The organism is Sandaracinobacteroides hominis, assembly GCF_016464365.1.
GTDB lineage: Bacteria > Pseudomonadota > Alphaproteobacteria > Sphingomonadales > Sphingomonadaceae > Sandaracinobacteroides > Sandaracinobacteroides hominis.
In genome coordinates this window covers 14,707-38,997 of sequence record NZ_JADCUC010000003.1, presented here as the reverse complement: position 1 = coordinate 38,997, position 24,291 = coordinate 14,707, and the positions used below count along the sequence as shown (strand labels likewise).

General features: G+C 65.9%; 19 protein-coding genes. 15 read left to right on the top strand and 4 right to left on the bottom strand.

What is annotated here, in order from left to right; genetic code table 11:
- Positions 1-22: 22 nt before the first annotated feature.
- The 3 genes from IM784_RS07485 to IM784_RS07475 are packed head-to-tail and all read left to right on the top strand — an operon-like array spanning position 23 to position 2,878.
- Complete coding sequence (locus IM784_RS07485) at positions 23-1,144, top strand: Re/Si-specific NAD(P)(+) transhydrogenase subunit alpha (protein WP_199554703.1); 1,122 nt, start codon at positions 23-25, stop codon at positions 1,142-1,144.
- A 10-nt stretch (positions 1,145-1,154) separates the two neighbouring features.
- On the top strand, positions 1,155-1,442 hold the full coding sequence (locus tag IM784_RS07480) for an NAD(P) transhydrogenase subunit alpha (protein ID WP_199554702.1): 288 nt from the start codon (positions 1,155-1,157) through the stop codon (positions 1,440-1,442).
- Positions 1,442-2,878, top strand: coding sequence for an NAD(P)(+) transhydrogenase (Re/Si-specific) subunit beta (locus IM784_RS07475; RefSeq protein ID WP_199554701.1), 1,437 nt, complete (start codon positions 1,442-1,444; stop codon positions 2,876-2,878). Before IM784_RS07480 ends, IM784_RS07475 begins: the two co-directional genes overlap by 1 nt.
- A gap of 73 nt (positions 2,879-2,951) precedes the next feature.
- Here the strand turns inward: IM784_RS07475 and IM784_RS07470 are convergent, their stop codons facing one another.
- Both IM784_RS07470 and IM784_RS07465 read right to left on the bottom strand, forming a co-directional pair.
- A complete protein-coding gene (locus tag IM784_RS07470; protein ID WP_199554700.1) occupies positions 2,952-3,263 on the bottom strand; it encodes a hypothetical protein in 312 nt (103 codons plus the stop codon).
- Positions 3,260-3,586, bottom strand: a complete 327-nt coding sequence (locus IM784_RS07465) for a hypothetical protein (protein WP_199554699.1) — start codon at positions 3,584-3,586, stop codon at positions 3,260-3,262. The genes IM784_RS07470 and IM784_RS07465 overlap by 4 nt, the downstream gene beginning before the upstream one ends.
- 132 nt (positions 3,587-3,718) lie before the next feature.
- Between IM784_RS07465 and IM784_RS07460 the strand changes: the two genes are divergently transcribed.
- The 4 genes from IM784_RS07460 to IM784_RS07445 all read left to right on the top strand — a co-directional run bounded on the left by IM784_RS07460 (position 3,719) and on the right by IM784_RS07445 (position 7,468).
- Positions 3,719-4,957 (top strand): sulfotransferase family protein, encoded by a 1,239-nt coding sequence (locus tag IM784_RS07460; protein WP_199554698.1) that lies wholly within the window; start codon positions 3,719-3,721, stop codon positions 4,955-4,957.
- A gap of 27 nt (positions 4,958-4,984) precedes the next feature.
- The gene (locus IM784_RS07455) at positions 4,985-5,365 is read left to right on the top strand and encodes a VOC family protein (protein WP_199554697.1); all 381 of its coding nucleotides are present in this window, start codon (positions 4,985-4,987) and stop codon (positions 5,363-5,365) included.
- 11 nt (positions 5,366-5,376) lie between these two features.
- Positions 5,377-6,579, top strand: a complete 1,203-nt coding sequence (locus IM784_RS07450; protein ID WP_199554696.1) for a serine hydrolase domain-containing protein — start codon at positions 5,377-5,379, stop codon at positions 6,577-6,579.
- Positions 6,580-6,667: 88 nt separating this feature from the next.
- Positions 6,668-7,468 carry a THxN family PEP-CTERM protein gene (locus tag IM784_RS07445; RefSeq protein ID WP_199554695.1) on the top strand — a complete coding sequence of 267 codons (801 nt, stop codon included), beginning with the start codon at positions 6,668-6,670 and terminating at the stop codon, positions 7,466-7,468.
- A 47-nt stretch (positions 7,469-7,515) separates the two neighbouring features.
- Here the strand turns inward: IM784_RS07445 and IM784_RS07440 are convergent, their stop codons facing one another.
- Entirely contained in the window at positions 7,516-8,433 is a 918-nt protein-coding gene (locus tag IM784_RS07440) for a TraB/GumN family protein (RefSeq protein ID WP_199554694.1), read from the bottom strand.
- A complete protein-coding gene (locus IM784_RS07435) occupies positions 8,430-9,944 on the bottom strand; it encodes an AMP-binding protein (protein ID WP_199554693.1) in 1,515 nt (504 codons plus the stop codon). The genes IM784_RS07440 and IM784_RS07435 overlap by 4 nt, the downstream gene beginning before the upstream one ends.
- 64 nt (positions 9,945-10,008) lie before the next feature.
- Between IM784_RS07435 and IM784_RS07430 the strand changes: the two genes are divergently transcribed.
- From IM784_RS07430 to smc, 8 genes are all read left to right on the top strand, one after another.
- Positions 10,009-12,084, top strand: a complete 2,076-nt coding sequence (locus tag IM784_RS07430; RefSeq protein WP_199554692.1) for a molybdopterin oxidoreductase family protein — start codon at positions 10,009-10,011, stop codon at positions 12,082-12,084.
- Positions 12,085-12,125: 41 nt separating this feature from the next.
- A complete protein-coding gene (locus IM784_RS07425) occupies positions 12,126-13,073 on the top strand; it encodes a glycine--tRNA ligase subunit alpha (protein ID WP_199554691.1) in 948 nt (315 codons plus the stop codon).
- A complete protein-coding gene (glyS, locus tag IM784_RS07420) occupies positions 13,073-15,181 on the top strand; it encodes a glycine--tRNA ligase subunit beta (protein ID WP_199554690.1) in 2,109 nt (702 codons plus the stop codon). Before IM784_RS07425 ends, glyS begins: the two co-directional genes overlap by 1 nt.
- A 7-nt stretch (positions 15,182-15,188) precedes the next feature.
- Entirely contained in the window at positions 15,189-17,864 is a 2,676-nt protein-coding gene (gene ppdK / locus IM784_RS07415) for a pyruvate, phosphate dikinase (protein ID WP_199554689.1), read from the top strand.
- Between the two features lie 33 nt (positions 17,865-17,897).
- A complete protein-coding gene (locus tag IM784_RS07410) occupies positions 17,898-18,827 on the top strand; it encodes an alpha/beta fold hydrolase (RefSeq protein ID WP_199554688.1) in 930 nt (309 codons plus the stop codon).
- The gene (locus IM784_RS07405; protein WP_199554687.1) at positions 18,824-19,954 is read left to right on the top strand and encodes an NAD(P)/FAD-dependent oxidoreductase; all 1,131 of its coding nucleotides are present in this window, start codon (positions 18,824-18,826) and stop codon (positions 19,952-19,954) included. Before IM784_RS07410 ends, IM784_RS07405 begins: the two co-directional genes overlap by 4 nt.
- A 90-nt stretch (positions 19,955-20,044) precedes the next feature.
- Positions 20,045-20,785, top strand: coding sequence for a DsbA family protein (locus IM784_RS07400; protein WP_199554686.1), 741 nt, complete (start codon positions 20,045-20,047; stop codon positions 20,783-20,785).
- 19 nt (positions 20,786-20,804) lie between these two features.
- Complete coding sequence (smc, locus tag IM784_RS07395) at positions 20,805-24,269, top strand: chromosome segregation protein SMC (protein ID WP_199554685.1); 3,465 nt, start codon at positions 20,805-20,807, stop codon at positions 24,267-24,269.
- Positions 24,270-24,291: the final 22 nt, after the last annotated feature.

Sequence of the window (24,291 nt, the reverse complement as noted above, 5' to 3'; positions counted from 1 at the left end):
GAGCGCCTGCCCAGGAGCGCACATGAAAATTGCAGTTCTGGCCGAGACCGCGGCCGGGGAGAAGCGGGTTGCCGCGACGCCCGAGACGGTGAAGAAGCTTATCGCGCTGGGAGCCAGCGTGGCCGTTGAAGCCGGCGCCGGCGCCGGCGCACGGATTTCCGATTCCGCCTTTTCGGATGCCGGCGCGAGCATCGGTTCCCGCAAGAATGTGCTGGAAGGCGCCGGGTTGGTGCTGGCCATCCAGGGCCCCGACGCAAACGGACTTCCCAAGGGCGCGCTTCTGGCGGCGAGCCTGAACCCCTACCAGTCGAAGGACAAGCTCGCGGCCTATGCGGCGGCTGGCGTCGAGGCGCTGGCGATGGAGTTCATGCCGCGCATCACCCGCGCGCAATCGATGGACATCCTGTCGAGCCAGGCCAATCTCGCCGGCTACAAGGCGGTGATCGATGCCGCCGAGGCCTATGGTCGAGCCTTCCCGATGATGATGACGGCGGCGGGCACGATTTCGGCTGCACGGGCTTTCGTGATGGGCGTCGGCGTGGCCGGGCTGCAGGCGATCGCCACCGCAAGGCGACTGGGGGCAGTGGTCTCCGCAACGGATGTGCGGCTGGCGACCAAGGAGCAGATCCTGTCGCTGGGCGGCAAGCCGGTCTTCATCGAAGATGAGGAAACCAAGGCCGCCGAGACGGCAGGCGGATATGCCAGGGAAATGAGCGACGCCTACAAGGCGAAGCAGGCAGCGCTGGTCAGCGAGACGATAGCCAAACAGGATATCGTCATCACCACGGCGCTGATCCCGGGGCGCCCCGCACCGCGGCTGGTGACGGCCGCCCAAGTGGCAACGATGAAGCCCGGCAGCGTCATCGTCGACCTGGCGGTGGAGCAGGGCGGCAACGTCGAGGGTTCGGCCGCAGGCGAAAGCGTTGTGACGGATGGCGGCGTCACCATTATCGGCCATCGCAACTATCCCAGCCGACTGGCGACCGATTCGAGCGCCCTGTTCGCCCGCAATCTGCTGACCTTCGTGACCACCTTCTGGGACAAGGACGCGAAGAAGCTGCTTCTTCCCGAAGACGACGAGATCGTGAAGGCGATCCGCGTGACGGGCGGCGGCGCGATCGTCCACCCGAACCTGCAGGCCTGAGGAGGCACAAATGGACTTTATCGCCATCCTGTCGATCTTCGTGCTGGCCTGCTTCGTGGGCTATTACGTTGTCTGGTCGGTCACGCCGGCGCTGCATACGCCACTGATGGCCGTCACCAACGCCATCTCCTCCGTCATCATTGTCGGCGCGCTGATCGCCGCCGCTGCCTCGGGCAGTCCGGCAGCGAAATGGCTGGGTCTGGCTGCAGTGGTGCTCGCCAGCGTGAACATCTTCGGCGGCTTTGCCGTCACCGAGCGCATGCTCGCGATGTACAAGAAGAAGGAAAAGAAGGGCTGATGGAACACGTAAGCTCCACGCCCGTAGTCGGGCATCTGGCGGCTGCGCCCGCCTGGGCGATGCTCGCCTACCTCGTCTCCGGGGTGCTTTTCATTCTGGCGCTGCGCGGGCTTTCCAGCCCCGAATCCAGCCGCGCGGGCAATCGTTTCGGCATGATCGGGATGCTGATCGCGGTCATCACCACGATCGTCACGCACAGCCTTGCGAACATTGCCGAAATCGGCATCGCCATCGCGATCGGCGGGGCCATCGGCTATATCGTGGCCCAACGGATCGCCATGACAGCGATGCCGCAGCTGGTCGCGGCCTTCCACTCGCTGGTCGGCCTCGCCGCCGTGCTGGTGGGGGTGGCCGCTTATCTGAACCCGGAAGCCTTCGGTATCCTCGACACCACGGGCCAGATCTTCAAGGGCAGCCGCATCGAGCTGGGCCTGGGCGTCGCCATCGGGGCGATCACCTTCTCCGGCTCGGTCATCGCCTTCCTGAAGCTGAACGGCAACATGTCGGGCGCGCCGATCCTGCTGCCGGGCCGGCATATCCTGAACCTCGGCGTGCTGGCCGGCATCCTGGTCCTGGTGGCGATCTTCGGGCGCGAAACGCCGGAGCTGTTCTGGGCGATCCTGATCCTCAGCTTTGCCATCGGCTTCCTGCTGATCATCCCCATTGGCGGGGCCGACATGCCGGTCGTCGTCTCCATGCTGAACAGCTATTCCGGCTGGGCGGCGGCGGCGATGGGCTTCACGCTGCAGAACACGGCGATGATCATTACCGGGGCGCTGGTCGGCTCCTCGGGCGCGATTCTCTCCTACATCATGTGCAAGGCGATGAACCGCAGCTTCATTTCGGTGATCGCCGGCGGCTTCGGCGCCGAGGCTTCCGCCGGGCCGGCTGCAAAGACGGACCGCCCGTGGAAACGCGGCAGTGCCGACGACGCCGCCTTCATCCTGAAGAATGCCGAGAAGGTCATCATCGTCCCCGGCTATGGCATGGCGGTATCGCAGGCGCAGCACACATTGCGCGAAATGGGCGACGTCCTGAAAAAGGAAGGGGTGGAGGTGAAATACGCCATCCATCCCGTCGCCGGGCGGATGCCGGGGCACATGAACGTGCTGCTGGCCGAAGCCAATGTGCCGTATGACGAGGTTTTCGAGCTGGAGGACATCAACAGCGAGTTCGCGCAGGCCGATGTAGCGTTCGTGATCGGCGCCAACGACGTCACCAACCCGGCCGCACAAACCGACAAATCCAGCCCCATCTACGGCATGCCCGTGCTGGAGGTCTGGAAGGCAAAGACGGTCTTGTTCGTGAAGCGCTCGATGGGCGGCGTCGGCTATGCCGGGGTCGACAATGATGTGTTCTACATGGACAACACGATGATGTTGCTTGGCGATGCCAAGAAAATGACCGACGAGATCGTGAAGGGGCTGGCGCACTAGGACGTGAACCCCATGTTGAACGGCGATGCGCTGCGGACAGAGGCCGGCCTTACGGGGATGCCGAAATAAGCGCCTAACCCCGCAGGAAGCACCCCACGCCCGCCCTTACCACGACAGCCACCGTCTCCGGATCCAGATCCCGGCGGAGGATGTCGATCAGCTCGCGCTGGCTGTAGGTCCTGCCGCTGTCCCGCAGCGCCTTGGCGACGCGAGACATCGAGCGGAGTTGATCGGTGGAAAGATCGCGCGCCATCGGTTGCGCCATGCACTGCGCCGTCGCGGGCGGCATGCCGGCATCGGTGAGTGCCGATCGGACCTGCATTTCCTTGGTGGCGGTGCAGCCGGCCGCGGTCAGCAGCAGAGCGGCGAGAACAGCGCGGGTCATTGCGCGGGGGTCTCGGCGACGCGCGCCTGCCTCTGTTGTGCGCATTCGGCGCCGATCCGGGCGACCGTCGCCAGCGTGGAGGGCTGCACATTTTCCGTGAAGGCGTCCATCACATCGCCCACCTTCATTTCACGGACGGGCTGCTGCAGGCGGCTTGCGGCGCGCTGCAGCGAGATGAGCTCGCGTGCGCTCAACTGCCGGCCCGCACGCGCTCCGGCGCACCGCGCATCTTCCTGGGTGAAGCCCACGCCCTGCATCGCTGTCTGCACCTCGCTTTGCTTGATCGCGCTGACGCAACCACTTGTAGCGAGCGCCAGTGCCAATATTGCAACAAGTCTCTGCAAAACGCCGCCCCTGCTTTCAATTCCCTGGCACGAGACCTAACAGTGCAGCCGATCATGGACAACAACAGTCTCCCGCCTGCCAGTCATTTCCGGCCCCTGCATCTGAAGTTCATGATGCGCTCGCTGAAGTCGGCCTGGTCCAGCGGCCTGCTGCCTCCGGCAGACCTACGCCCTGACCGGCTGCGCGGGATCGCCGAGAAGGAAACCGGGCTGTCCATCGACACGCTGGATCGCGACCATCTGGAGGCGCAGCTGGCCGTGCTGCTGCCGGCCCTGCACGAGGAAGCCCGACTGACCGATTTCGGCCGGCTGGTGGCGCATGGCTCGCTGCTGAAGGTGATGAAGGAGCGGATGTGGTTCGAGCAACTGCTGGCTGATCATCCCGAGATTGACCGCATCGAGCTCGCCCCTCCGATCTTCGTTGTTGGCTCGATGCGTTCGGGCACCACGCGGATGCAGCGGTTGCTGGCCTCCGATCCGTCGCACATGGCGCTCAGGCTGTTCGAAGCACAATGCCCGGTGCCGGGGCCGCGTTCGATGGCGGTGCGCGGCACGCGCAAGCCCGATCCCCGCAACGCGCAGGTGGGGCGGATGCTGAAACTGATCACGTCCATCAACCCGGCGGTCACCGATATCCACCCGACCGGACCGATGGAGTTTGACGAAGAGCTGGGCCTGCTGGAGCAGAGTCTTTCCAGCGCGATGATCGAAGCGCAACGTCGGGTGCCAAGCTTTGCCCGCCATTGCGAAGCCGTGGACCAGACGCCGGCCTATGCACGGATGAAGCAGCTGCTGAAGCTCCGCTGCTGGTTCGAGGGCAGCGACCCTTCGAAGCCGTTCGTGTTGAAAACCCCGCAGCATATGCAGGATATCGCCGCACTGCACACCGTGTTCCCGGATTCGAAGCTGGTGTTCCTGCACCGCGATCCGGTGCAGCTCGTGGCATCGGGCGCCAGCCTGGCCTGGAACCAGATGATCATCCAGTCAGACGATGTGGACGCCCGCTGGGTGGGGCAGGAATGGCTGCACAAGACCCATCACCGGTTGCAAGTGGTGCGCGACGTGCGCACGCGGATTCCGCAGGCCCTGCAGTTCGATCTCGACTTCGACGAAGTCAGCGCCGACTGGCGCGGCTGCATCAAGCGGACCTACGCGTTTCTGGGCACTGAACTGCAACCGCAGGCTGTTTCGGCGATGGCGGCCTATCTCGATCGCGCCCGGCTGGAACATGGCTACAGCCGCCACCGCTACCGGCTGGAACAGTTCGGGCTGACCGCCGGGGAGGTGCGCGAGCGGCTGGCGGACTGGTGCGAAGACACTCGTCTTGAACAGGAAACATGTGCGGCCTAACCCTCCGGTAAACGGAGGAGAATCGACATGATCGGATATGCAATGCTGGGCACCAACAACCTGCCCGCCGCGAGCGCCTTCTATGACGCGCTGTTCGACAGCATCGGCATCAAGCGGTTGATGGAATTCCCCAAGGGCCCCGCCTATGGCGTGTCGTGGGACAAGCCTATGCTGGGCATTACCATTCCCTACGACGACCAACCGGCTACCGCCGGCAACGGCACGATGATCGCGCTGGCCGCCGGTAGCCGCAAGCATGTCGATACGATGCACGCCAGGGCTCTGGAACTGGGCGGAAGCTGTGAAGGCAAGCCGGGCATTCGTGGCGAAGAGGCGCAAGGTTTCTATGGTGCCTATTTCCGCGACCTCGATGGCAACAAGCTTTGCGCCTTCCACGTCGGAGCCTGATCCTTCTCGCCTTGCTGTCGGCGGCGCCCGCTCTTGCAGGTGAAGCGCTGCCGCAACTGGGCGGCATCGAGGTACCCGGATACGCGGCGGTTTTTGCAGGTCCCGGCCAGCGGCACCTTCGGGCGGCGGGCGCAGCCGAGCTGACGCCCGACGGCAAGGTCCTGCGGCGGATGCGTACCGACACACCCGTGCGTATCGCCTCGATATCGAAGGTTGTAGTGGCGCTGGCCCTGCACCGGCTGGCGGATGCCGGCCGCATACGCCTCGACGGCGATGTTTCGGAATATCTCGGTTGGCGCCTGCGCAATCCGGCCTATCCCGATGTGCCGATCACCATCCGGCAGATGATGCGCCACGAAAGCTCGCTGTCGGATGCAGGCGGCTATCTCTCCGTGCTGGGGGAACGGCTGCGCGACAAGATCGGGAAGGACAGCTTCTCCAAGGCCGCGCCCGGCACGCTGTTCGATTATGCCAATCTGAACCAGGCGATCCTGGGCGAAGTGATAGAGCAGGTGACAGGCAAGCGCTTTGACGTCGCGGTGCGCGAACTGGTGCTGGCCCCGCTTGGGCTGGAGGCCTGCTACAACTGGTCGGGCTGTTCGGCGCAAACAGCGGCGGCCGGCGCCGTTCTGTACCGCAAGGCGCCCAGCGATGCCGGGCCTTGGGATGCAGCGGGGCCGTGGCTTGCACAGATCGATGCCATGCGCCCCGCTCCATGCCCGGTGCGCACCGACGAAGGCGCTCCCTGCGATCTTGAAGCCTATGTGCCAGGAACCAACGGCAGCCTGTTCTCGCCGCAGGGTGGGCTCAGGATCTCCGTTGAGGGGCTGGCAAAGCTCGGGCGTCGCCTGCTTCGGGACGACGGCTTCCTGAAGCCGGATACCCGCGCCAGCCTGTTTCGTGCCGTTCGGGTGAAGGGCGCCGGCAGGGGTGCGGAAACCGATGCCGGCCTGATGCAATATTGGTCTGAGGGCGGCCTGCATTGCTTCTCCGGAGACGGTAAACCCGGGGGCGACCAGCCGCTTGCACCAAGGCCGATGCCGGGCTGCGGGCATCTGGGCGATGCCTACGGCCTGCGCTCAGGGCTGATTATCGACCCCAGGGCAGGATCGGTGCTCGCATATGTCCTGACCGGCGTTTCAGCTCCGCCGCCACCCGGGCTGCACAGCCGCTTCAGCGCCCCGGAAGAAGAGTTGATCGGCAAACTGCGCTGAATCGTTAAGTATCTTTCCCTATCGTTAACTATCCTGAAGCAAGACTCGACGAATAGATCGGGTGCAGGAAAGAATCGGGCCGCGGACCGTGGCCCGCAACAGGGGACTTCACATGGGCAAGCTTACGTCCGCGCTGATCGCGGGTATGGCCACAATTGCGTTTGCTTCGTCGGCAAGTGCATCGACCACGATCGATTTTTCCAACATCAAGGCGACATGGTTCGATGTCCAGGGCGGTGCCAATGTCAACACCAGCGGGAACGGAACTGGCGATGCGTCTGTCAGTTGGGGAATCGGCGCCAACCAGTCGGGATATCGCTTTCAGGCAATCGGCATCCCGACGCTGATCGTCGATCCGATTACCGATCTCAGTGCGATAACCAATATCGGGCAGTTCACCCATTTCAATTTTCCCATTGATTCGGGCACCTCGATCACGGGCGTCAAACTGCAGTTCTCCACGGATGTGCTGGTGAATGGAGACCCGTTCGGGACCGTGAACTTCATCTATGCCTTCGACCATGAAGAAACGCCGAACGCGGACAATCCCTGCGCCTATGGCGGCGCCAACAGCCAGGGCGTCAACATCAACGGTTGCGCCGATAGAGTGGCCGTGAACTTCAACCAGTCGTCCGGCTTTTTCAGCATTGGCCAGGTTGATTATGCCCTGGATGTCCGCGGCTTTCTGGTAGGCGGGAATCCGGCAAGCAGCTTCCTGACTGTGGAGAGCCAGACCAACACCGCGTTTCTGCGCGGGCAGGTGGTGCTGCGTGAAAATGCCGGCGCCGTCCCGGAACCGGCTTCCTGGGCCATGATGATTCTGGGCTTCGGCCTTGTCGGTGCGGCGAAACGCAAGCGCGATCCCCGAATGGCGCGGGTGGCGAACTGAGCAGGACTGCCGCGGCGTCCAGGCGCCGCGGCAGGTTCCGGCCGGGTTCAGCGGCGGCGCTTCTTCGCGGGGGGCTCCGGCATCACCCGCTTCACCTTCAGGCCGCGCTTCTCCAGTTCGTCGATCAGGCTGCCCTTGCCGGCAAGGTGACCAGCGCCAACGGCAACGAAAGTCGGGCCGTCCTCGGCCTTCATCTGCTTCACCAGCCAATCGGCCCAGCGCTGGTTGCGATCCTCCACCAGCAGCCGCCGCAACATCGGCGAGCGCTCGAAATTGCTGTTCACGCGGTTCGCGAGCGCATCGGTATTGCCCTGCATCCAGTCGCCGATCAGCAGCGTCGTCTCCGCTTTCGAATTGGCCAGATCCTCGATCGAGGACAGCAGAAGTTGCTGCTGATCAGCCTCCGACAGGGAATCGAAGAAGATCAGCTGCTGCTCGACCGTTTCCAGCGGCGTTATCGGAATGCTGCGCATCCGCGCGCGCTCAGACAGCACGGCCTCGACTCCGATGCGCGGGTCCATCCCGTCTTCCAGCGCCTGCAGATTGGTCAGCGTCAGCGCCACATACCAGGTTTTGTACCAGTCCATCGGGCCGGGCTTCAGCCGCTGGACTGCCGAGTTCAATGCGGGCCGCCAGCTTTCCGGCACCCGATCGGCAAGCGGGCGCTCCTGCTGCAACCGCGTCAGCCGCAGCAGGACCGGAAGCACCGAGCCCGGGCCGTCCGGGACTTCGGTCTCCAGTACCAGACGCTTCGAACTGTCGAGTGCGCGGGTGACATGCGGCCGGAACCAGTCCACGCCCCTCGGCAGGGTGTGGACCGTCCCAAACAGATAGGCCGTGGATTTACCGTCCTGCACCACCCACAGGGCCGGCTTCTCCGGCTGGGGCGGCGCTTGCTGCTGCTTCTGGGCGTATGCGGTGGCCGGCCCCAAAAGGGCCAAAAGCAGCAGCAGGAAACGGATCATCCGCCGGTCTTAGGCCAGTAGCGGTCTTTCACAAGGCGCTTGTAGAGCTTGCCGGTATCGTGCCGGGGCAGTTCCGGATCGAAATCTACCGAGCGCGGGCATTTCACATGGCTCAGCCGTGACCGCGCAAACTCGATGATTTCGGCCGCCAGCTCGGGGCCTGCATCGGCCCAGTCGCGCGGCTGCACAACCGCCTTCACTTCCTCGCCCAGCTCTTCCGAAGGCACGCCGATCACCGCCACGTCGGCGATCTTCGGGTGCATCACCAGCACATTCTCGGTTTCCTGCGGATAGACGTTCACGCCTCCGGAAATGATCATGTAGCTCGCGCGGTCGGTGAGGAAGAGATAGCCCTCCTCATCGACATAGCCGATGTCGCCGAAGGTGGCGCCATGCTGGTTCTGCGCTTCTGCGGTCTTCTCGGGGGAGTTGTGGTAGGAAACCGGCGGCCCGCCGTGGAAATAGACCCGGCCTTCGCGGCCTGCCGGCAGAACATTGTCCTCGTCGTCCAGGATGCGGATCTCGCCCAGGATGCTCCTCCCGACCGACCCCTTGTGCGTCAGCCACTCTTCCGAATTGATCGCGGTAAAGCCTGAGCCTTCGGTGGCGGAATAATATTCGAAGATGCGCGGCCCCCACCAGTCGATCATCTGTTCCTTGACGGCGACAGGGCAGGGCGCAGCGGCATGGATGACGGCGCGCAGGCTGGAAACGTCGCGCTTGCGGTCTTCCTCCGGCAGCTTCAGCATCTTGACGAACATGGTCGGCACCACCTGGCTGTGGGTGATCCGATGCGTCTCGACCAGCTCCAGATAGCGCGCAGCGTCGAACTTCTCCATGATGACGACGGTGCCGCCGAACTTTTGCACCGCCATGCAATACCGCAGCGGCGCGGCATGATAGAGCGGTGCCGGCGACAGATAGACCATGTCGGGAGCAAAGCCGTAAAGCATCCCGACAAGACCGGAGAGGGAGTCGACCTGATCGATCGGGCCTTCCGGCAGCGGACCGATGATGCCCTTCGGGCGGCCGGTGGTGCCGCTGGAATAGAGCATGTCGCGGCCCGCGCTTTCGTCTGCAATCCGCGTTGTGGGCCGCCCAGCGAGAGCCGTCTCGAGCGGCAGGAAGCCGGGGATCTCGCCACCCACCGAATAGCGGTTGGCGACCGCGGGCAGGTCCTTCGCCACGCCACCCAGCGAAGCACCGGCAACCAGCAGCTTGGCGCCGCAATCCTTGACGATATAGCCTGCCTCATCCGCCGTCAGCTTGGTGGAGATGCAGGTGAAGATCAGACCGGCCCGCTGCGCGCCCCAGCAGAGCGGCAGATAATCGATATGGTTTTCCAGGAAGATGGCGATGGCATCGCCGCGCTTCAGGCCGTTGGCGCGATAGAGGTTGGCGGCCTGGTTGGAGCGCGCCTCCAGCTCGGCATAGCTCATCGACTGTCCGGAGTTGGCCATGACGATCGCTGGCTTTTCTGGCGAGTTGGCGGCGTGGTGGAACGGATGCATAGTCTCTCCCCGATAGGTCCTCACTGGCGGATGTAGGCCGGGAGAGCGGCCAAGGGGAGAGGTCATGGCCCAAGTTCACACCCGCACCTGCCACATCTGCGAGGCGAATTGCGGGATTTTGGTGGAGTTGGAAGGCGAGCGGGTCATTTCCATCAAGGGCGATCCCGACGATGTGCTGAGCCGGGGGCATGTTTGCCCGAAAGCGACGGCGATTTCCGACCTGCAGACAGACCCTGACCGGCTGCGTGCGCCGGTGAAGCGCGTTGGCGGCGCATGGGTGGAAATCGGCTGGGAACAGGCCTTTGCCGAGATCGGTCAGCGCTTTGCGTCGGTCAGGGCCGGTGGCGGCGCCGGCGGGCTGTATGTCGGCAACCCGACAGCGCACAACTATTCCGTCGGGATGATGGTCGGGCATCTGAAGAAGGCCTTGGGGACGCGTTTCGTCTGGTCGGCCTCGACCGTCGACCAGATCCCGCACCAGCTGGTGCAATATTGGATGTTCGGCCACAACGCGCTGTTCCCGGTGGCGGATATCGACCGCACGGAAACGATGCTGATCGTCGGCGGCAACCCGATGGCGTCGAACGGATCGGTGTGGACGGTGCCGGGCATCCGCCATCGGATCGCGGCCTTGCAGGCGCGCGGCGGCGAACTGATCGTGGTCGATCCCCGCCGGACGGAGACGGCGGAGCTGGCCGATCGGCATCTGTTCATCCGGCCCGGCACGGACCCCGCATTCCTCATCGCCCTGCTGCTCGCGCTGGACGAGACGGGCACGGTGCAGCCCGGACGGCTGGCACCTATGCTGGAGGGATTCGATGAGGCGCTGGCAGCGCTGCGGGCGTTCGAGATCGCGGTGCTGGCGGCGCATTGCGGCATTGCCGAAGCGGATATCCGCGCCGTTGCCGCGCGCCTCGGCTCCGGCGCGCCGGCCGCCGTCTATGGGCGCATGGGCGTTTCGGTTGCGGAATTCGGCACGCTGAACCACTGGCTGATTCAGCTGCTGAATATCGCCACCGGCAATCTGGATCGGGTGGGGGGCGCGATGTTCACGCATCCTGCCGTCGATGTCGTGGGGATGACGGGCGCGGGCACGCAAGGCCGCTTCACCAGCCGGGTGTCGGGCATGGCGGAGATCATGTCCGAGCTGCCGGTGGTCACCATGGCCGAGGAGATCGCGACACCGGGCGACGGGCAGGTGCGGGCGCTGGTGACGATAGCCGGAAATCCGGTGCTGTCCTGCCCCGATGGCGCGGCGTTGGACGAAGCGCTGGAAACGCTGGAGCTGATGGTCTCGGTGGACATGTATGTGACGGAGACGAGCCGCCATGCCCACTATATCCTGCCGCCGTGCGGGCCATTGCAGAAGGACCATTATCCGCTGTTCCTGGGCGCCATCGCCGTTCGGAACTACGCCAAATACAGCCCGCCGCTGCTGCCCATGGGCGCCGACAAATCCGATTGGGAGATCGTCGCCGGGGTGGCGAGTGCGATGGCAATGGCTGAGGGCCAGCCGGCGCCCAACATCCGCCACCCGCGCGACACACTGGACCATATGCTGAAACAGTCGCCGCACGCGCTGACCCTGGAGCAGGTGGAGCAGCACCCGCACGGGCTGGATCTGGGCGAACTGCGCGAAGGCCGCTTTCCCGAGCGGCTGCGGACGCCCGACAAGATGATTCGCTGCGCACCAGAGGCCTGCATCGGCGATCTGGGTCGCTTTGCCGAGGTGCTGGCGGAAGCGCCGGCCGAGGGTCTGGTGCTGATCGGGCGGCGGCATATCCGGTCCAACAACAGCTGGCTGCACAATTCCAAACGGCTGCTGAAGGGCCCGGATCGCTGCACGTTGATGATCCACCCCGACGACGCCGAAGCGCGCGGCATCGGGGACGGAGCCAAGGTGACGGTGACGAGCCGCGTCGGCGAAGTGACGGTTGCAGCCGAAGTGACCGACGCCGTGATGCCCGGCACGGTAAGCCTGCCGCACGGCTTCGGCCATGGTCGTGCAGGTGTGCAACTCAGCGTCGCGCGCGAGAAGCCGGGGGTCTCGCTCAACGACCTCACCGACCGGCGGCGGTTCGATCCGCTTTCCGGCAATGCGGCGCTCAACGGCACGCCGGTAACCGTGCTGGCTGCCTGAATCACTTCCCCTTTTGTGCTGCACCCGCTAACCGCGCGGCTGTGAGCACGAAACCCAAATGCTTTCAGGACATCATCCTGACGCTTCACGCGTATTGGAGCGCGCGCGGCTGCGCGATGCTGCAGCCCTACGACATGGAGATGGGGGCAGGGACCTTCCACCCGGCAACCACCCTGCGCGCGCTGGGGCCGAAGCCGTGGAAGGCGGCCTATGTGCAGCCCAGCCGCCGCCCGTCGGACGGGCGATATGGCGAAAACCCCAACCGGCTGCAGCATTATTACCAGTATCAGGTGATCCTGAAGCCTTCGCCCGACGATATCCTCGATCAGTATCTCGGCTCGCTGGAAGCCATCGGCATCGACCTCAAGACCAACGACATCCGCTTCGTCGAGGATGATTGGGAGAGCCCGACGCTGGGCGCCTGGGGCCTCGGCTGGGAGGTGTGGTGCAACGGCATGGAGGTGACGCAGTTCACCTATTTCCAGCAGGTGGGCGGGCAGGATTGTGCGCCCGTCGCCGGCGAGATCACCTACGGGCTGGAGCGGCTGGCGATGTATATCCTGGGCGTCGAGAACGTCTATGACCTGCCGTTCAACAATGACGGCCTCTCCTATGGCGAGGTTTTTCTGGAGAACGAGCGCCAGTTTTCCGCCTATAATTTCGAGCATGCCAACACCGAGGCACTCTTTGACGGCTTCCGCAAGAGCGCAGACGAATGCCGCGCGCTGGTGGAGGCAGGGCTGCCGATGCCCGCCTATGACCAGGCGATCAAGGCCAGCCACCAGTTCAACCTGCTGAATGCGCGCGGGGTCATCTCGGTGGCGGAGCGGCAGGCCTATATCGGGCGGGTGCGCGACCTGGTGAAGGCCGTGGCTGACCTCTATGTGGCGAAGGAGACGGCCGAGCTCCGGGGCATACCGGTGGACGATTTTGCCGAGCCTGAAGATGACCTTCCGACCTATGACGACCCTGCGTTTGGTATGTTCTAATGGCTGATTTCCTGCTTGAGTTGTTCTCCGAAGAAATTCCGGCGCGGATGCAGCCGGCTGCGGCGACGCAACTGCGCGAAAAATTCGCCGCCCTTCTGGCCGAGGCCGGGCTGAAGGCGGCTTCGGTGGAAACACACACCACGCCGCGGCGGCTGGCGCTGATGGCGCGCGGGCTCCCCGAGTCGAGCGAGGCGGTTTCCGAAGAGCGGCGCGGGCCGCGCGCGGATGCGCCGGCACAAGCTGTCGAAGGCTTCCTGAAATCAACCGGGCTTTCGCGCGATCAGCTGGACGAACGCGATACCGGCAAGGGAGTGTTCCTGTTTGCCAACCTGTCGCGCGCCGGGCGGCCGACCAGCGAGATACTGGCTGAGCGTTTGCCCGCGCTGATCTCCGGCTTCCAATGGCCGAAGTCCCAGCGCTGGGGCGCCGCCAGCGCCTCGACCGCCAGCCCGCGCTGGGTGCGGCCTCTGCGCGAGATCGTGGCGCTGCTGGACAGCGAGATCGTCGAATTCGACGCACTGGGCATCCAGTCCGGCCGCACGACCTGTGGCCACCGCTTCATGGGGCAGAAGGGCTCGCTCTGCATTTCCAGCGCCGGCGCCTATGCCAGGGAGCTGGCGGCAGACTTCGTCGTGCTCTCCGAGAATGAGCGGCGGGCGGAAATCCGCAACGGCGCCGAACAGGCCGCTTCCGAGGCCGGATACCGGCTGCGGCCCGACGAGGGCCTGGAAGCGGAAAATGCCGGGCTGACGGAATGGCCGGTGCCGCTGCTGGGGCGATTTGACGAATCCTTCCTCTCGGTGCCGCCGGAAATCATCCAGCTGACGATGCGCACCAACCAGAAATACTTCGCCGTCGAAGACGCCGAAGGGAAGCTGGCCCCGGCCTTCGTCTGCGTCGCCAATCTGGTGGCCGCCGACAAGGGCTGGACCATCGCCCGCGGCAACGAACGGGTGCTGTCCGCGCGGCTGGCCGACGCCCGCTTCTTCTGGGAGCAGGACAAGTCGAAGCCGCTGGAGAGCTTCGGCGAGAAGCTGAAGGACATCGTCTTCCACGAAAAGCTCGGCACCATGGCCGAGAAGGTGGAGCGGGTGGCAAAACTGGCCCGCTGGCTGGTGGAATCGGGCGCGATCCCGAACCCGACACCTGAGCAGTTTTCCGATGCCGAGTTCGCCGACCGGGTGGAACGCGCAGCCCGGCTGGCAAAAGCCGACCTGACGACCGGCACGGTCGGCGAGTTCCCGGAGCTGCAGGGCATAATCGGCGGCTATCTGGCCGAAGCGCAGGGTGAGAAGCCGGGCGTGGTGGCGGCACTGAAGCAGCATTATGCGCCAGTGCCCGAGGGCTGCATTCCGGTGGCGGTGGCCTTAGCGGATCGGCTGGATACACTTGTCAGCTTCTTTGCCGCCGATATTCGCCCAACCGGTTCCAAGGATCCTTTCGCGCTTCGGCGCGCGGCGCTTGGCGTGCTGGACATGCTGGTCATCGAGGGACGGCGCATCCCCTTGCAGCACGCGCTGAAAGTGGCCGGTGCCAAAGATGCGGACGAGCTGATTGGCTTCTTCGCGGATCGCCTGAAGGTCCAGCAACGCGAAGCCGGCGTTCGCCATGACCTGATCGACGCCGTATTCGCGCTCGGCGGCGAGGACGATCTCGTCCGCCTGCTCGCGCGCGTGAAGGCGGTGCAGGCCTTCACCGAAACCGACGACGGCAGGAACCTGCTCGCCGGCTACAAGCGGGCCGCCAACATCCTGAAGGCCGAGGAGAAGAAGGACGGCAGGAGCTATGCGGTCGAGCCGGTAGATCTTGCCTCCATCGAGAGCAAATATATCGGCGAGACGGAAAAGAACCTCGCCCGGCTGTTCGCGAAATCTCAGAAGACCGGCAATGCCCTGCTGTTCGACGAGGCAGACGCGCTGCTGGGCCGCGAGGATTTCGAAGGCGCGATGAAGCTTCTGGCATCCCTGCGAGAGCCGGTGGACCGCTTCTTCGAGGAAGTCACAGTGAATGACCCTGTGCCCGAAGTGCGGGCGCGACGACTGGGCCTCTTGGCCGGGGTTCGCGACGCAATGCACAAGGTTGCGGATTTTTCGAAGCTCGAAGGTTAGGACCCATATGCCCCAGCGTCTTCTCATCCCGTTCGGCGGAGCGGCCCCTTCGGCCCATCACCTCGGGAAGGCGCATCTGGGCGGAAAGGGCGCGAACCTGGCCGAGATGGCGGGCATCGGGCTACCGGTGCCGCCAGGCTTCACCATTCCCACCACTCTGTGCGCACTCTATTACGAGGCCGGCGGCCGCCTGCCCGATGATCTGAAGGCACTGCTGCCCGAGGGCCTCGCCCACATCGAAAAGGTGGTGGGCATGGAGTTCGGCTCCGCCACCAACCCGCTGCTGGTCTCCGTGCGTTCGGGTGCGCGCGTGTCGATGCCCGGCATGATGGACACGGTGCTGAACCTCGGCCTCAACGACGTGACGGTGGAGGGCCTCGCCACCCGTTCCGGCAATGCCCGTTTCGCATGGGACAGCTATCGCCGCTTCATCCAGATGTATGGCGACGTGGTGCTGGGCCTCGATCACTATCTGTTCGAGGACGCCCTGGAGCTGATGAAGGACGACCGGGGCGCGAACCTCGACACCGACCTGACCGCAGAAGACCTGAAGGCGCTGGTGGGGCAGTATCTCGCCATCGTCGAGAACGAGACCGGCAAGCCCTTCCCGCAGGATCCGACGGACCAGCTGGAGGGCGCGGTGGCTGCCGTGTTCGGCAGCTGGCGCAGCGAGCGCGCCGCCGTCTATCGGCGGCTGAACGACATCCCCGAAAGCTGGGGCACGGCCGTCACCGTGCAGGCGATGGTGTTCGGCAACATGGGCGACACCTCGGCGACGGGCGTGGCCTTCACGCGCGATCCGGCCAACGGCGACCGGCTGATCTATGGCGAATATCTGATCAATGCCCAAGGTGAAGATGTCGTCGCCGGCATCCGCACGCCGCACTATCTTACGCTGGCGGCGCGCGAGCGGGCGGGTGCCCGGGGCCTGTCGATGGAAGAGGCCATGCCCGTCGTGTTCGCCGAGCTGGCGGAGATGTTCAAGCGGCTGGAGACGCATTACCGCGACTGCCAGGACATCGAGTTCACCGTGCAGGAAAACAAGCTCTGGCTGCTGCAGACGCGGGCCGGCAAGCGCACGGCAAAGGCCGCGCTGAAGATGGCCTGCGATATGGTCGACGAGGGGCTGATCGAGACGGACGAGGCAGTTCTACGCGTCGATCCCGCGGTGCTGGACCAGCTGCTGCATCCCACGCTTGACCCGAAGGCCGCACGCAATGTGCTGGCGGTAGGCTTGCCGGCCTCCCCGGGCGCTGCTTCCGGTGCCATCGTGCTGGACAGCGCGACCGCGGCGGAAAAGGCGAGCCAGGGCGAGGATGTGATCCTCGTCCGCATCGAGACCAGCCCCGAGGACATCGCCGGCATGCACGCGGCGCGCGGTATCCTCACGGCGCGCGGCGGGATGACCAGCCACGCCGCCGTGGTGGCGCGCGGCATGGGCCGCCCCTGCGTTTCGGGCGCGGGCGGTATCTCCATCGACATGGACAGCCGCATACTTCGCATCGGCGGGCGCGAGCTTGCGGAAGGCACCGTCATCACGCTGGACGGCGCCAGCGGCGAAGTGATGGAGGGCCGCGTGCCGACGGTCGAGCCGGAGCTTTCCGGCGATTTCGCCCGGCTGATGCAATGGGCCGACGGGCACCGCCGCATGAAGGTGCGCGCCAACGCCGAAACGCCCGAGGATTGCACCACGGCAGTTCGCTTCGGCGCCGAGGGTGTCGGCCTCGCGCGCACCGAGCACATGTTCTTCGGCGAGCAGCGGATCGTGCACGTCCGCGCCATGATCCTGGGCACCGAGGAAGCGCAGCGACGCTCTGCCCTGGAGAAGCTGCTGCCTTCGCAGCGGGGGGATTTCGAGGCGATCTTCCGGATCATGTCCGGCCTGCCGGTGACGATCCGCCTGCTCGATCCGCCGCTGCACGAGTTCCTGCCGGCGCGCGAAGCGGAAATGGTGGAAGTCGCGGAGACGACGGGCCTGTCGGTGGCCGCCGTTCGCCGCCGGGTGGCAGAGCTGCACGAATCCAACCCGATGCTGGGCCATCGCGGCTGCCGCCTGCTGATCTCCTATCCGGAGATCGTCGAAATGCAGGCCCGCGCCATCTTCGAGGCGGCGCTGGCAGTCGGCGGCAACATCGTCCCCGAAATCATGGTGCCGCTGGTGGCGACCGCCCGCGAGCTGGAGCTGGTGAAGGGCGTCATCGACCGGACGGCTGAAGCCGTTTTCGAAGCGTCGGGCAAGCGCCTGGACTATAGCGTGGGGACGATGATCGAGCTGCCGCGCGCAGCGCTGAGAGCCGGCGAAATCGCCGGAGCTGCCGAATTCTTCAGCTTCGGCACCAACGACCTGACCCAGACGACATTGGGCATCAGCCGCGACGATGCGGCCCGCTTCCTGGGCGAATATGTCGAGGCCGGGATCTATCCCCGCGATCCGTTCGTCAGCCTCGATGTCGAGGGCGTGGGCGAGCTGGTGGCGCTGGCGGCCGAGCGCGGCAAAGCCGCCCGACCGGCGCTGAAGCTGGGCATTTGCGGCGAGCATGGCGGCGATCCGGCGACCATCGCCTTCTGCGAAGAGCAGGGGCTGGACTATGTGAGTTGCTCGCCCTGGCGGGTGCCGATTGCGCGGCTGGCAGCGGCGCAGGCTGCACTCCGGAACAAGCAGGGCGGCAAGCAGGCCGGTTGAGCGCCAGCCGGGATGAGCGCCCCCGCCTTTCATTTGCCAAAGGACGCGATCGTCGGCCGCGAGGCCATGGCGGACGGCGCCCAGATCCGTACGCTCCTGTTTCCGCACGAACAGCCGATCGCCAATCTGCTGCTGCTCACCGGGCGGGCCGATTTCCACGAAAAATGGGCCGACGCCATCCGCCTCCTGCACGACGAGGGCTTTGCCATCGCCAGCTTCGACTGGCGCGGGCAGGGCGGCTCTACCCGGCTGACCGACAGCGGCGCTGGGCATATCGACAGCTTCGACACCTGGCTGTCCGATCTGGACCGACTGAGCGGATGGGCGATGGAGTCGCTGGGACAAGCGCCGTGGCTGGCACTGGGGCACAGTATGGGCGGGCATCTGCTGACGCGCTGGATCGCAGATCCGGCACGAACCGATCTGCCGCTCCGGCGCGATCTGCAAGGCGCCATCCTTGCGGCACCCTTTTATGGAATGGGCGGGCCGATGGCCATGAAGGCGGCGGCCATGCGGCTGGCGCCGCTGCAGGTGGCGCGCGGGTTGCAGGCGAACTTCGCCTGGGGCCAACGCCCCTACGGCCGCCTGCAGCAGCGTCCCGAGCGCCAGTTGCTGCTCACCGGCAGCCGGGCGCATTTCGAAGACGAAGGGCTTTGGGTGGCGGCAAGGCCGGAACTCGCGACCGGCGGCGTCAGCTGGGGCTGGATCAAGGCCTTTGCCGACAGCCAGCGGCAACTGGAGGCCCTGCCGCTGGAGCAGGTGCAGTTGCCCCTGATGGTGCTGATGGCTTCGAACGAGCGACTGGTGGACAACAAGGCGACCATGCGCATCGCGGCGCGGCTTCCCAATGCCGAACGGCACATCGTGGAGGGGGCAGCACACGAACTTCTGCGCGAGGCCGAGCCGGCGCGAAGAGCCGCACTTCAAAAGATCAGGGAATTCACGCTAGACAGGCTGGCATGAGCCAGTTCGACATTCTGATCGTCGGCGCCGGCATTGCCGGAGCCTCTCTCGCCTGGTCGCTGATGCAGCGCGCGCCGGGGCTGAAACTGTTGATCCTGGAGGCCGAATCGCAGCCGGGTTATCACACCACCGGCCGCTCGGCCGCCTTTTATGCCGAAACCTATGGCGGGCCGACGGTGCAGCCGCTGACCTCGGCTTCAAAGCGGTTCTTCCAGCGTCCCCCCAAAGGTTTCTCCGATACGGCCATCCTCTCGCCGCGCGGCGCCCTGCACATCCGTCATGCCGATGCGCCGGGCACGCTGGCGGCACTGGAGGCGGAGTTCGAGCATGGGCATGTCGCACACCAGCGGCTGGGACGTGAAGGCATATTGAACAAGGTTCCGTTCCTGCGCGAGGAATGGTCGCAGACGGCCATCTGGGAGCCGGGCTGCTCCGACATCGATGTGGCGGTCCTGCACCAGAGCTATCTGCGCGGCGCCAGGCAGGCAGGCGCCGTGCTGGCGACAGACGCGCGGACTCAGGCGATTTCGCACACCCGCGGCGAGTGGAAGGTCGAGACATCCGCGGGCGAATTCCGCGCCAGAACGCTGGTGAATGCGGCTGGCGCCTGGGCCGACGAGGTGGCCGCCCAGGCGGGCGTGCAGCCGATCGGCGTGCAGCCGCTCAGGCGGACGATCGTGGTGACGGAGGTGCGTCCGGACGCACCGGCCGACCTGCCGGTGGTGATGGATGCGGGCGGCTCGCTCTATTTCAAGCCCGATGCCGGCAGGCTCTGGATTTCGCCGCACGACGAAACGCCCGACACGCCCCACGACGTCCAGCCAGACGAGATGGACATGGCCATCGCGCTGGACCGCTTCGAGCATATGTGTGACTGGCCGATCCGGCGGCTGGCCTCAAAATGGGCGGGCTTGCGCAACTTCGCGCCGGACAGGCTTCCCGTGCTTGGGCCGGATCCCGCAGAGCCGGCGTTTCACTGGTGCGCGGGGCAGGGGGGCTGGGGCATCCAGACTGCACCCGCCTGCGGGGCGATAGGCGCAGGCCTGCTGCTCGGCCTGGCCGTAGAGGCCGACTATGCGGGAATCGACGTTTCGCCCTACGCCCCCGCGCGGTTTGCGACAGCCTGAATTTGCAGCGGCGCAGCTTTGCGCTAGCTGGCAGTGCGGGTGCTGGTACGGCTTGTCACCACTACTAGATATGGTAAGGTTTTCCGTCTGATGACCAACATGTTGAAAGTATCGCTCCTTTTGGCAGCAACGCTTGCGGTGGCAGCGTGCGATTCGGGTACCTCGACCGCGGCTCCGGCCGGCAAGGCTGCGGATGCTGCAAAGTCGTCACCCGCCGCCAGGGACTGGACGCAGACGGTCGTCGAGACGCCGGAAGGCGGCTATCGGATGGGCAACCCCGACGCCAAGGTAAAGGTCGTCGAGTTCGCCTCGTTCACCTGCAGCCATTGCCGCGATTTCCATAAGGAGGCCGAGACCACGTTCAAGCCGACCTATGTGAAGACCGGCCAGGTTTCTTATGAATATCGGCCGTTCATGCTGAACGTCTATGACTTTGCCGCCGTGAAGCTGGCCACCTGCGAAGGGCCGTCGCGCTTTTTCACCTGGGCGAACGAGCTCTACACCCATTCCGATGCCTGGATCACGCCCTTCACCAAGCTGACCGAAGCCGATGTCGCGCCGCTGCGGGCGCTGCCGCCCGGCGAGCAGATCAAGGGTCTTGCGACGGCAGGCCAGCTGCACGAGTTCGCCAAGACCCGTGGGCTGCCGCGCGCCAAGTTCGATGGCTGCATGTCCGATCAGAAGACGCTCGATACGCTGACGGCCCGCCAGCAGGCGGCTGTGGACAAGTTTCAGGTGCAGGGCACGCCCACCTTCCTGCTGAACGGCAAGAAGCTGGAAGGCGTTGCCAACTGGGCGACGCTGGAACCGAAGCTGAAGGAAGCCCTGTAGTGATCGCGGCCCGGCAGGCATGAGGTTTGACCGCCTCCGCCTGGCGGGCTTCAAATCCTTTGTAGAGCCGGCGGAGCTGCACATCCGCGACGGGCTGACCGGCGTGGTCGGCCCCAACGGCTGCGGCAAATCGAACCTGCTGGAAGCGCTGCGCTGGGTGATGGGCGAAAGCTCGGCCCGCTCGCTGCGGGTCGCCGCCGGTGGCTCGGGCATGGACGACGTGATCTTCGCCGGCACCGCAAAGCGGCCGAGCCGCGATCTCGCCGAAGTGCGGCTGACGCTGGACAACAGCGCGCGCCGGGCGCCGGCCGAGTTCAATTCCGACGACAAGCTGGAAGTCTCGCGCGCCATCGTCCGCAGCGAAGGCTCGACCTATTCGCTGAACGGGCGCGAAGTGCGGCTGAAGGACGTGCAGTTGTTGTTCGCCGATGCGGCGACGGGCGCGCATTCGCCGGCACTGGTCAGCCAGGGCCGGGTGGCGGCTATCATCAACGCCAGGCCACAGGAACGGCGGCAGCTGCTGGAAGAAGCGGCCGGGATATCCGGCCTGAACGTGCGCCGCCGCGAAGCCGAAACCCGGCTGCGGGCGGCGGATGCCAACCTGCTGCGGCTCGACGATGTGATGAAGGCGGCCGACACGCAGGCGGCGGGCCTGAGGCGGCAGGCAAAATCGGCGCAACGCTACCGGGAGCTGAGCGAGCGGATCCGAGCGCTGGAAGCGACGTTGCTGCGCCTGCAATGGATGGCGGCGATCGAGGCCTTGCAGGCGGCCGAGCGCTCCCTTCAGGGGTCCGATGCGGCGTTGACAGAGGCGGTTCAGGCGGCAGCGCGGGCGGCAACCGCCCAGGCGGATGCCGCGGCAGGCTTGCCGGCCAAGCGGCAGGCAGAGGCGGCGGCGGCAGCAACGCTGCAGCGGCTCACCACCGAACGGGCAACCCTTGTCGCCGAACGGGCAGGGCTGGTGCAGCGGCTGCAGGATCTGCAACGCGCGCTGGACAATGCAGCCGCCGATTCGGAGCGCGAACGCGCCCGGGTGCGCGATTCGGCAGCAACACAGGAGCGGCTTGCCGAGGAACTGGCAGGCCAGCAGAAGGCGCATGCCGAGGCAGAAGTTGCGATGCCGCCGCAGGCTGCAGAAGTCCGCTCTGCAGAAGCCGCAGCGACGGAGGCGGAACGGGCGCTGGCGACGGCGGTGGAAGGGCATGCCGCGCTGATGGCAGAGGCCCGCAGCGTGCGGGCGCAGGCAGAAGCCGCGCGCGGACGGCATGAACGGCTGGAAGGCGAGCGCCGGCGCCTGCAGGCCGAGCTGGATCGCTTGCGGGCAGGGAGTTCCGGTACGGAACTGGAATCGCAGCTCGCGGAAGCCGAAGCCGCGCTGGCGACACGCACATCCGAAGCCGAAGCCGCCGCAGAAGCCATCGCGGCCGCCGAGCGAGATGCTCTGGCAGCGCGCGCGGTGGCAGAGACAGTGGAGCGTGCACTGGCAGCGGCGCGGACTGAAGTGGCGAGCCTGGAAGCGGAAGCCGCGGCGCTCGAGCGCCTGCGCACGGCCAAGCAATCGCCGGCAAATCTCGGCGCCCGGGCATCGCTGTCGGCGCGTCCGGGATTTGAAGCTGCGGCAGCCGCGGCGTTGGGTGACGATCTGAACGCCGCTCTCGGTGCTCCGGAAAAGCCTGCGCGGCATTGGCTGCGGGTGGCGGCAGCGGCGGACGATCCACCGCTTCCGGCTGTGTGCGAGCCGCTGGCGGCGCAGGTGACGGCACCTGCCGAGCTCGCCCGGCGGCTGGCGCAGGTGGGCGTTGTCGATTCGCCGCCGTCAACCGAAACGCTCGCCGCCCTGAAGCCCGGCCAGCGGCTGGTGACCCGCGACGGCTGGCTGTGGCGCTGGGACGGGTTTGTGGCGCCCCCCGGCGGACAGGCCGCTGCCGTCGCCGAGGCGCTGGCGCAGGACAACAGGCGGCGGGAGATCGCCGATAGCCTGGCGGCTCCCCGCGAACGGCTGGCGGCAGCGGAAGCCGAGCTGGCGCAGCAGAAGGCGATGCTGGCCGACGCACAGCAGGCCGAGCGAACTGCCCGTGCCGCCCGATCCGAAGCCGAGCGCGCCCGCGATCAGCTCGCCGGACGCCTGCAGGGATTGCGAACGGCGCTGGCACAGGCCGCCGCACGCACGAGCGCGATGGAAGCCTCCATCGAAAGGCTGGTTGCCGAGGGAAGCGGAGCCGCCGCCGAAGCCGAGGCTGCAGCCGTGGCGATCGGTGCGTTGCCCGACGCGAGCGCAGCCGCCGCTGCGGTCGCCGAAGCGCGGACACAGGCCGAGCGAAGCCGCGCCCGTCTCGCGCAGGCCCGTGCCGAAGCGGCAGCACTGGAAAGAGGATTGGCCGAGGCCCTGGCTCGGATCTCCAGGCTGGGGCGGGAAATTGCCGATTGGCAGGCGCGCGACCGGGACGCAACGGCAGCGAGAGAAGCGCTGGCCGCCCGCGTTGAAAAGCTGAACGAGGAACGGGCGACCCTGGTGGCGGAGCCGGAGGCTCTGGATGCCCGGCTCGGGATACTGGACAGGGAGATAGGCATCGCCGAGGCGGCGCGTGCAGCTGCCGCCGAATCGGTGATGGCTGCGGAACTGTCGCAAGGCGATCTGGACCGGAGTTCGCGCAGCGCCGAGGCGCTTGTGGCCGACCTGCGCGAAGCGCGTGCCACGCATAGCGCGCGTACGGAGCAGTTGCGCGAAAAGGCGGCCGAGCTGGTGGCGGATGCGCGGGAGCGCTTCGGCGAGGAACCTGCGAAGCTGGAGCAGGTCGAGGGAGCCGAAGCCGACCGCATCGAGCAGAACCTGACGTCCATGCGGGCCGAGCGAGAGCGAATCGGCATTGTGAACCTCCGAGCCGATATCGAACTCGCGGAAATCGAGGCGGCGCTGGCCGAACAGGCGCGCGAGCGGGGCGAGCTGGAAACAGCGATCAACCGTCTGCGCGGCTCCATCGGTACCTTGAACCGGGAAGGCCGGGCGCGACTGATGGCCGCCTTTGCCGAGGTGGACCGCCAGTTCCGCGAGCTGTTCGTGACGCTGTTTGGCGGCGGCTCGGCCGAACTGACGATGATCGAGAGCGATGATCCGCTGGAAGCCGGGCTGGAAATCCGCGCTCAGCCGCCGGGGAAAAAGCTGCAGTCGCTGACGCTGCTTTCCGGCGGGGAGCAGGCGTTGACTGCGATTGCCCTCATCTTCGCACTGTTCCGTACCAATCCGGCCCCGATCTGCGTGCTGGACGAAGTGGATGCGCCGCTCGACGACGCCAATGTCGAGCGCTTCACGCGGCTGCTGAAGCATATGGCCGATGTGACCGACACCCGATTCCTGATCGTCACGCACAATGCGGTGACGATGGCAGCCATGCACCGGCTGTATGGCGTCACCATGAGCGAGCCGGGGGTTTCCCAGCTTGTCTCGGTCGAATTGCGGGAAGCTGAACGGCTGGTTGCGGCCTGACGGCGGAATCGGGCGCTGCGCC

Bases quoted from the DNA above. Each gene is read 5' to 3' on its own strand.
- IM784_RS07405 (WP_199554687.1), top strand. From the start codon at position 18,824: ATGAGCCAGTTCGACATTCTGATCGTCGGCGCCGGCATTGCCGGAGCC.
- smc (WP_199554685.1), top strand. From the start codon at position 20,805: ATGAGGTTTGACCGCCTCCGCCTGGCGGGCTTCAAATCCTTTGTAGAG.
- glyS (WP_199554690.1), top strand. From the start codon at position 13,073: ATGGCTGATTTCCTGCTTGAGTTGTTCTCCGAAGAAATTCCGGCGCGG.
- IM784_RS07485 (WP_199554703.1), top strand. From the start codon at position 23: ATGAAAATTGCAGTTCTGGCCGAGACCGCGGCCGGGGAGAAGCGGGTT.
- IM784_RS07440 (WP_199554694.1), bottom strand. From the start codon at position 8,433: ATGATCCGTTTCCTGCTGCTGCTTTTGGCCCTTTTGGGGCCGGCCACC.
- IM784_RS07475 (WP_199554701.1), top strand. From the start codon at position 1,442: ATGGAACACGTAAGCTCCACGCCCGTAGTCGGGCATCTGGCGGCTGCG.
- ppdK (WP_199554689.1), top strand. From the start codon at position 15,189: ATGCCCCAGCGTCTTCTCATCCCGTTCGGCGGAGCGGCCCCTTCGGCC.
- IM784_RS07430 (WP_199554692.1), top strand. From the start codon at position 10,009: ATGGCCCAAGTTCACACCCGCACCTGCCACATCTGCGAGGCGAATTGC.
- IM784_RS07400 (WP_199554686.1), top strand. From the start codon at position 20,045: ATGACCAACATGTTGAAAGTATCGCTCCTTTTGGCAGCAACGCTTGCG.
- IM784_RS07460 (WP_199554698.1), top strand. From the start codon at position 3,719: ATGATGCGCTCGCTGAAGTCGGCCTGGTCCAGCGGCCTGCTGCCTCCG.
- IM784_RS07480 (WP_199554702.1), top strand. From the start codon at position 1,155: ATGGACTTTATCGCCATCCTGTCGATCTTCGTGCTGGCCTGCTTCGTG.
- IM784_RS07455 (WP_199554697.1), top strand. From the start codon at position 4,985: ATGATCGGATATGCAATGCTGGGCACCAACAACCTGCCCGCCGCGAGC.
- IM784_RS07435 (WP_199554693.1), bottom strand. From the start codon at position 9,944: ATGCATCCGTTCCACCACGCCGCCAACTCGCCAGAAAAGCCAGCGATC.
- IM784_RS07470 (WP_199554700.1), bottom strand. From the start codon at position 3,263: ATGACCCGCGCTGTTCTCGCCGCTCTGCTGCTGACCGCGGCCGGCTGC.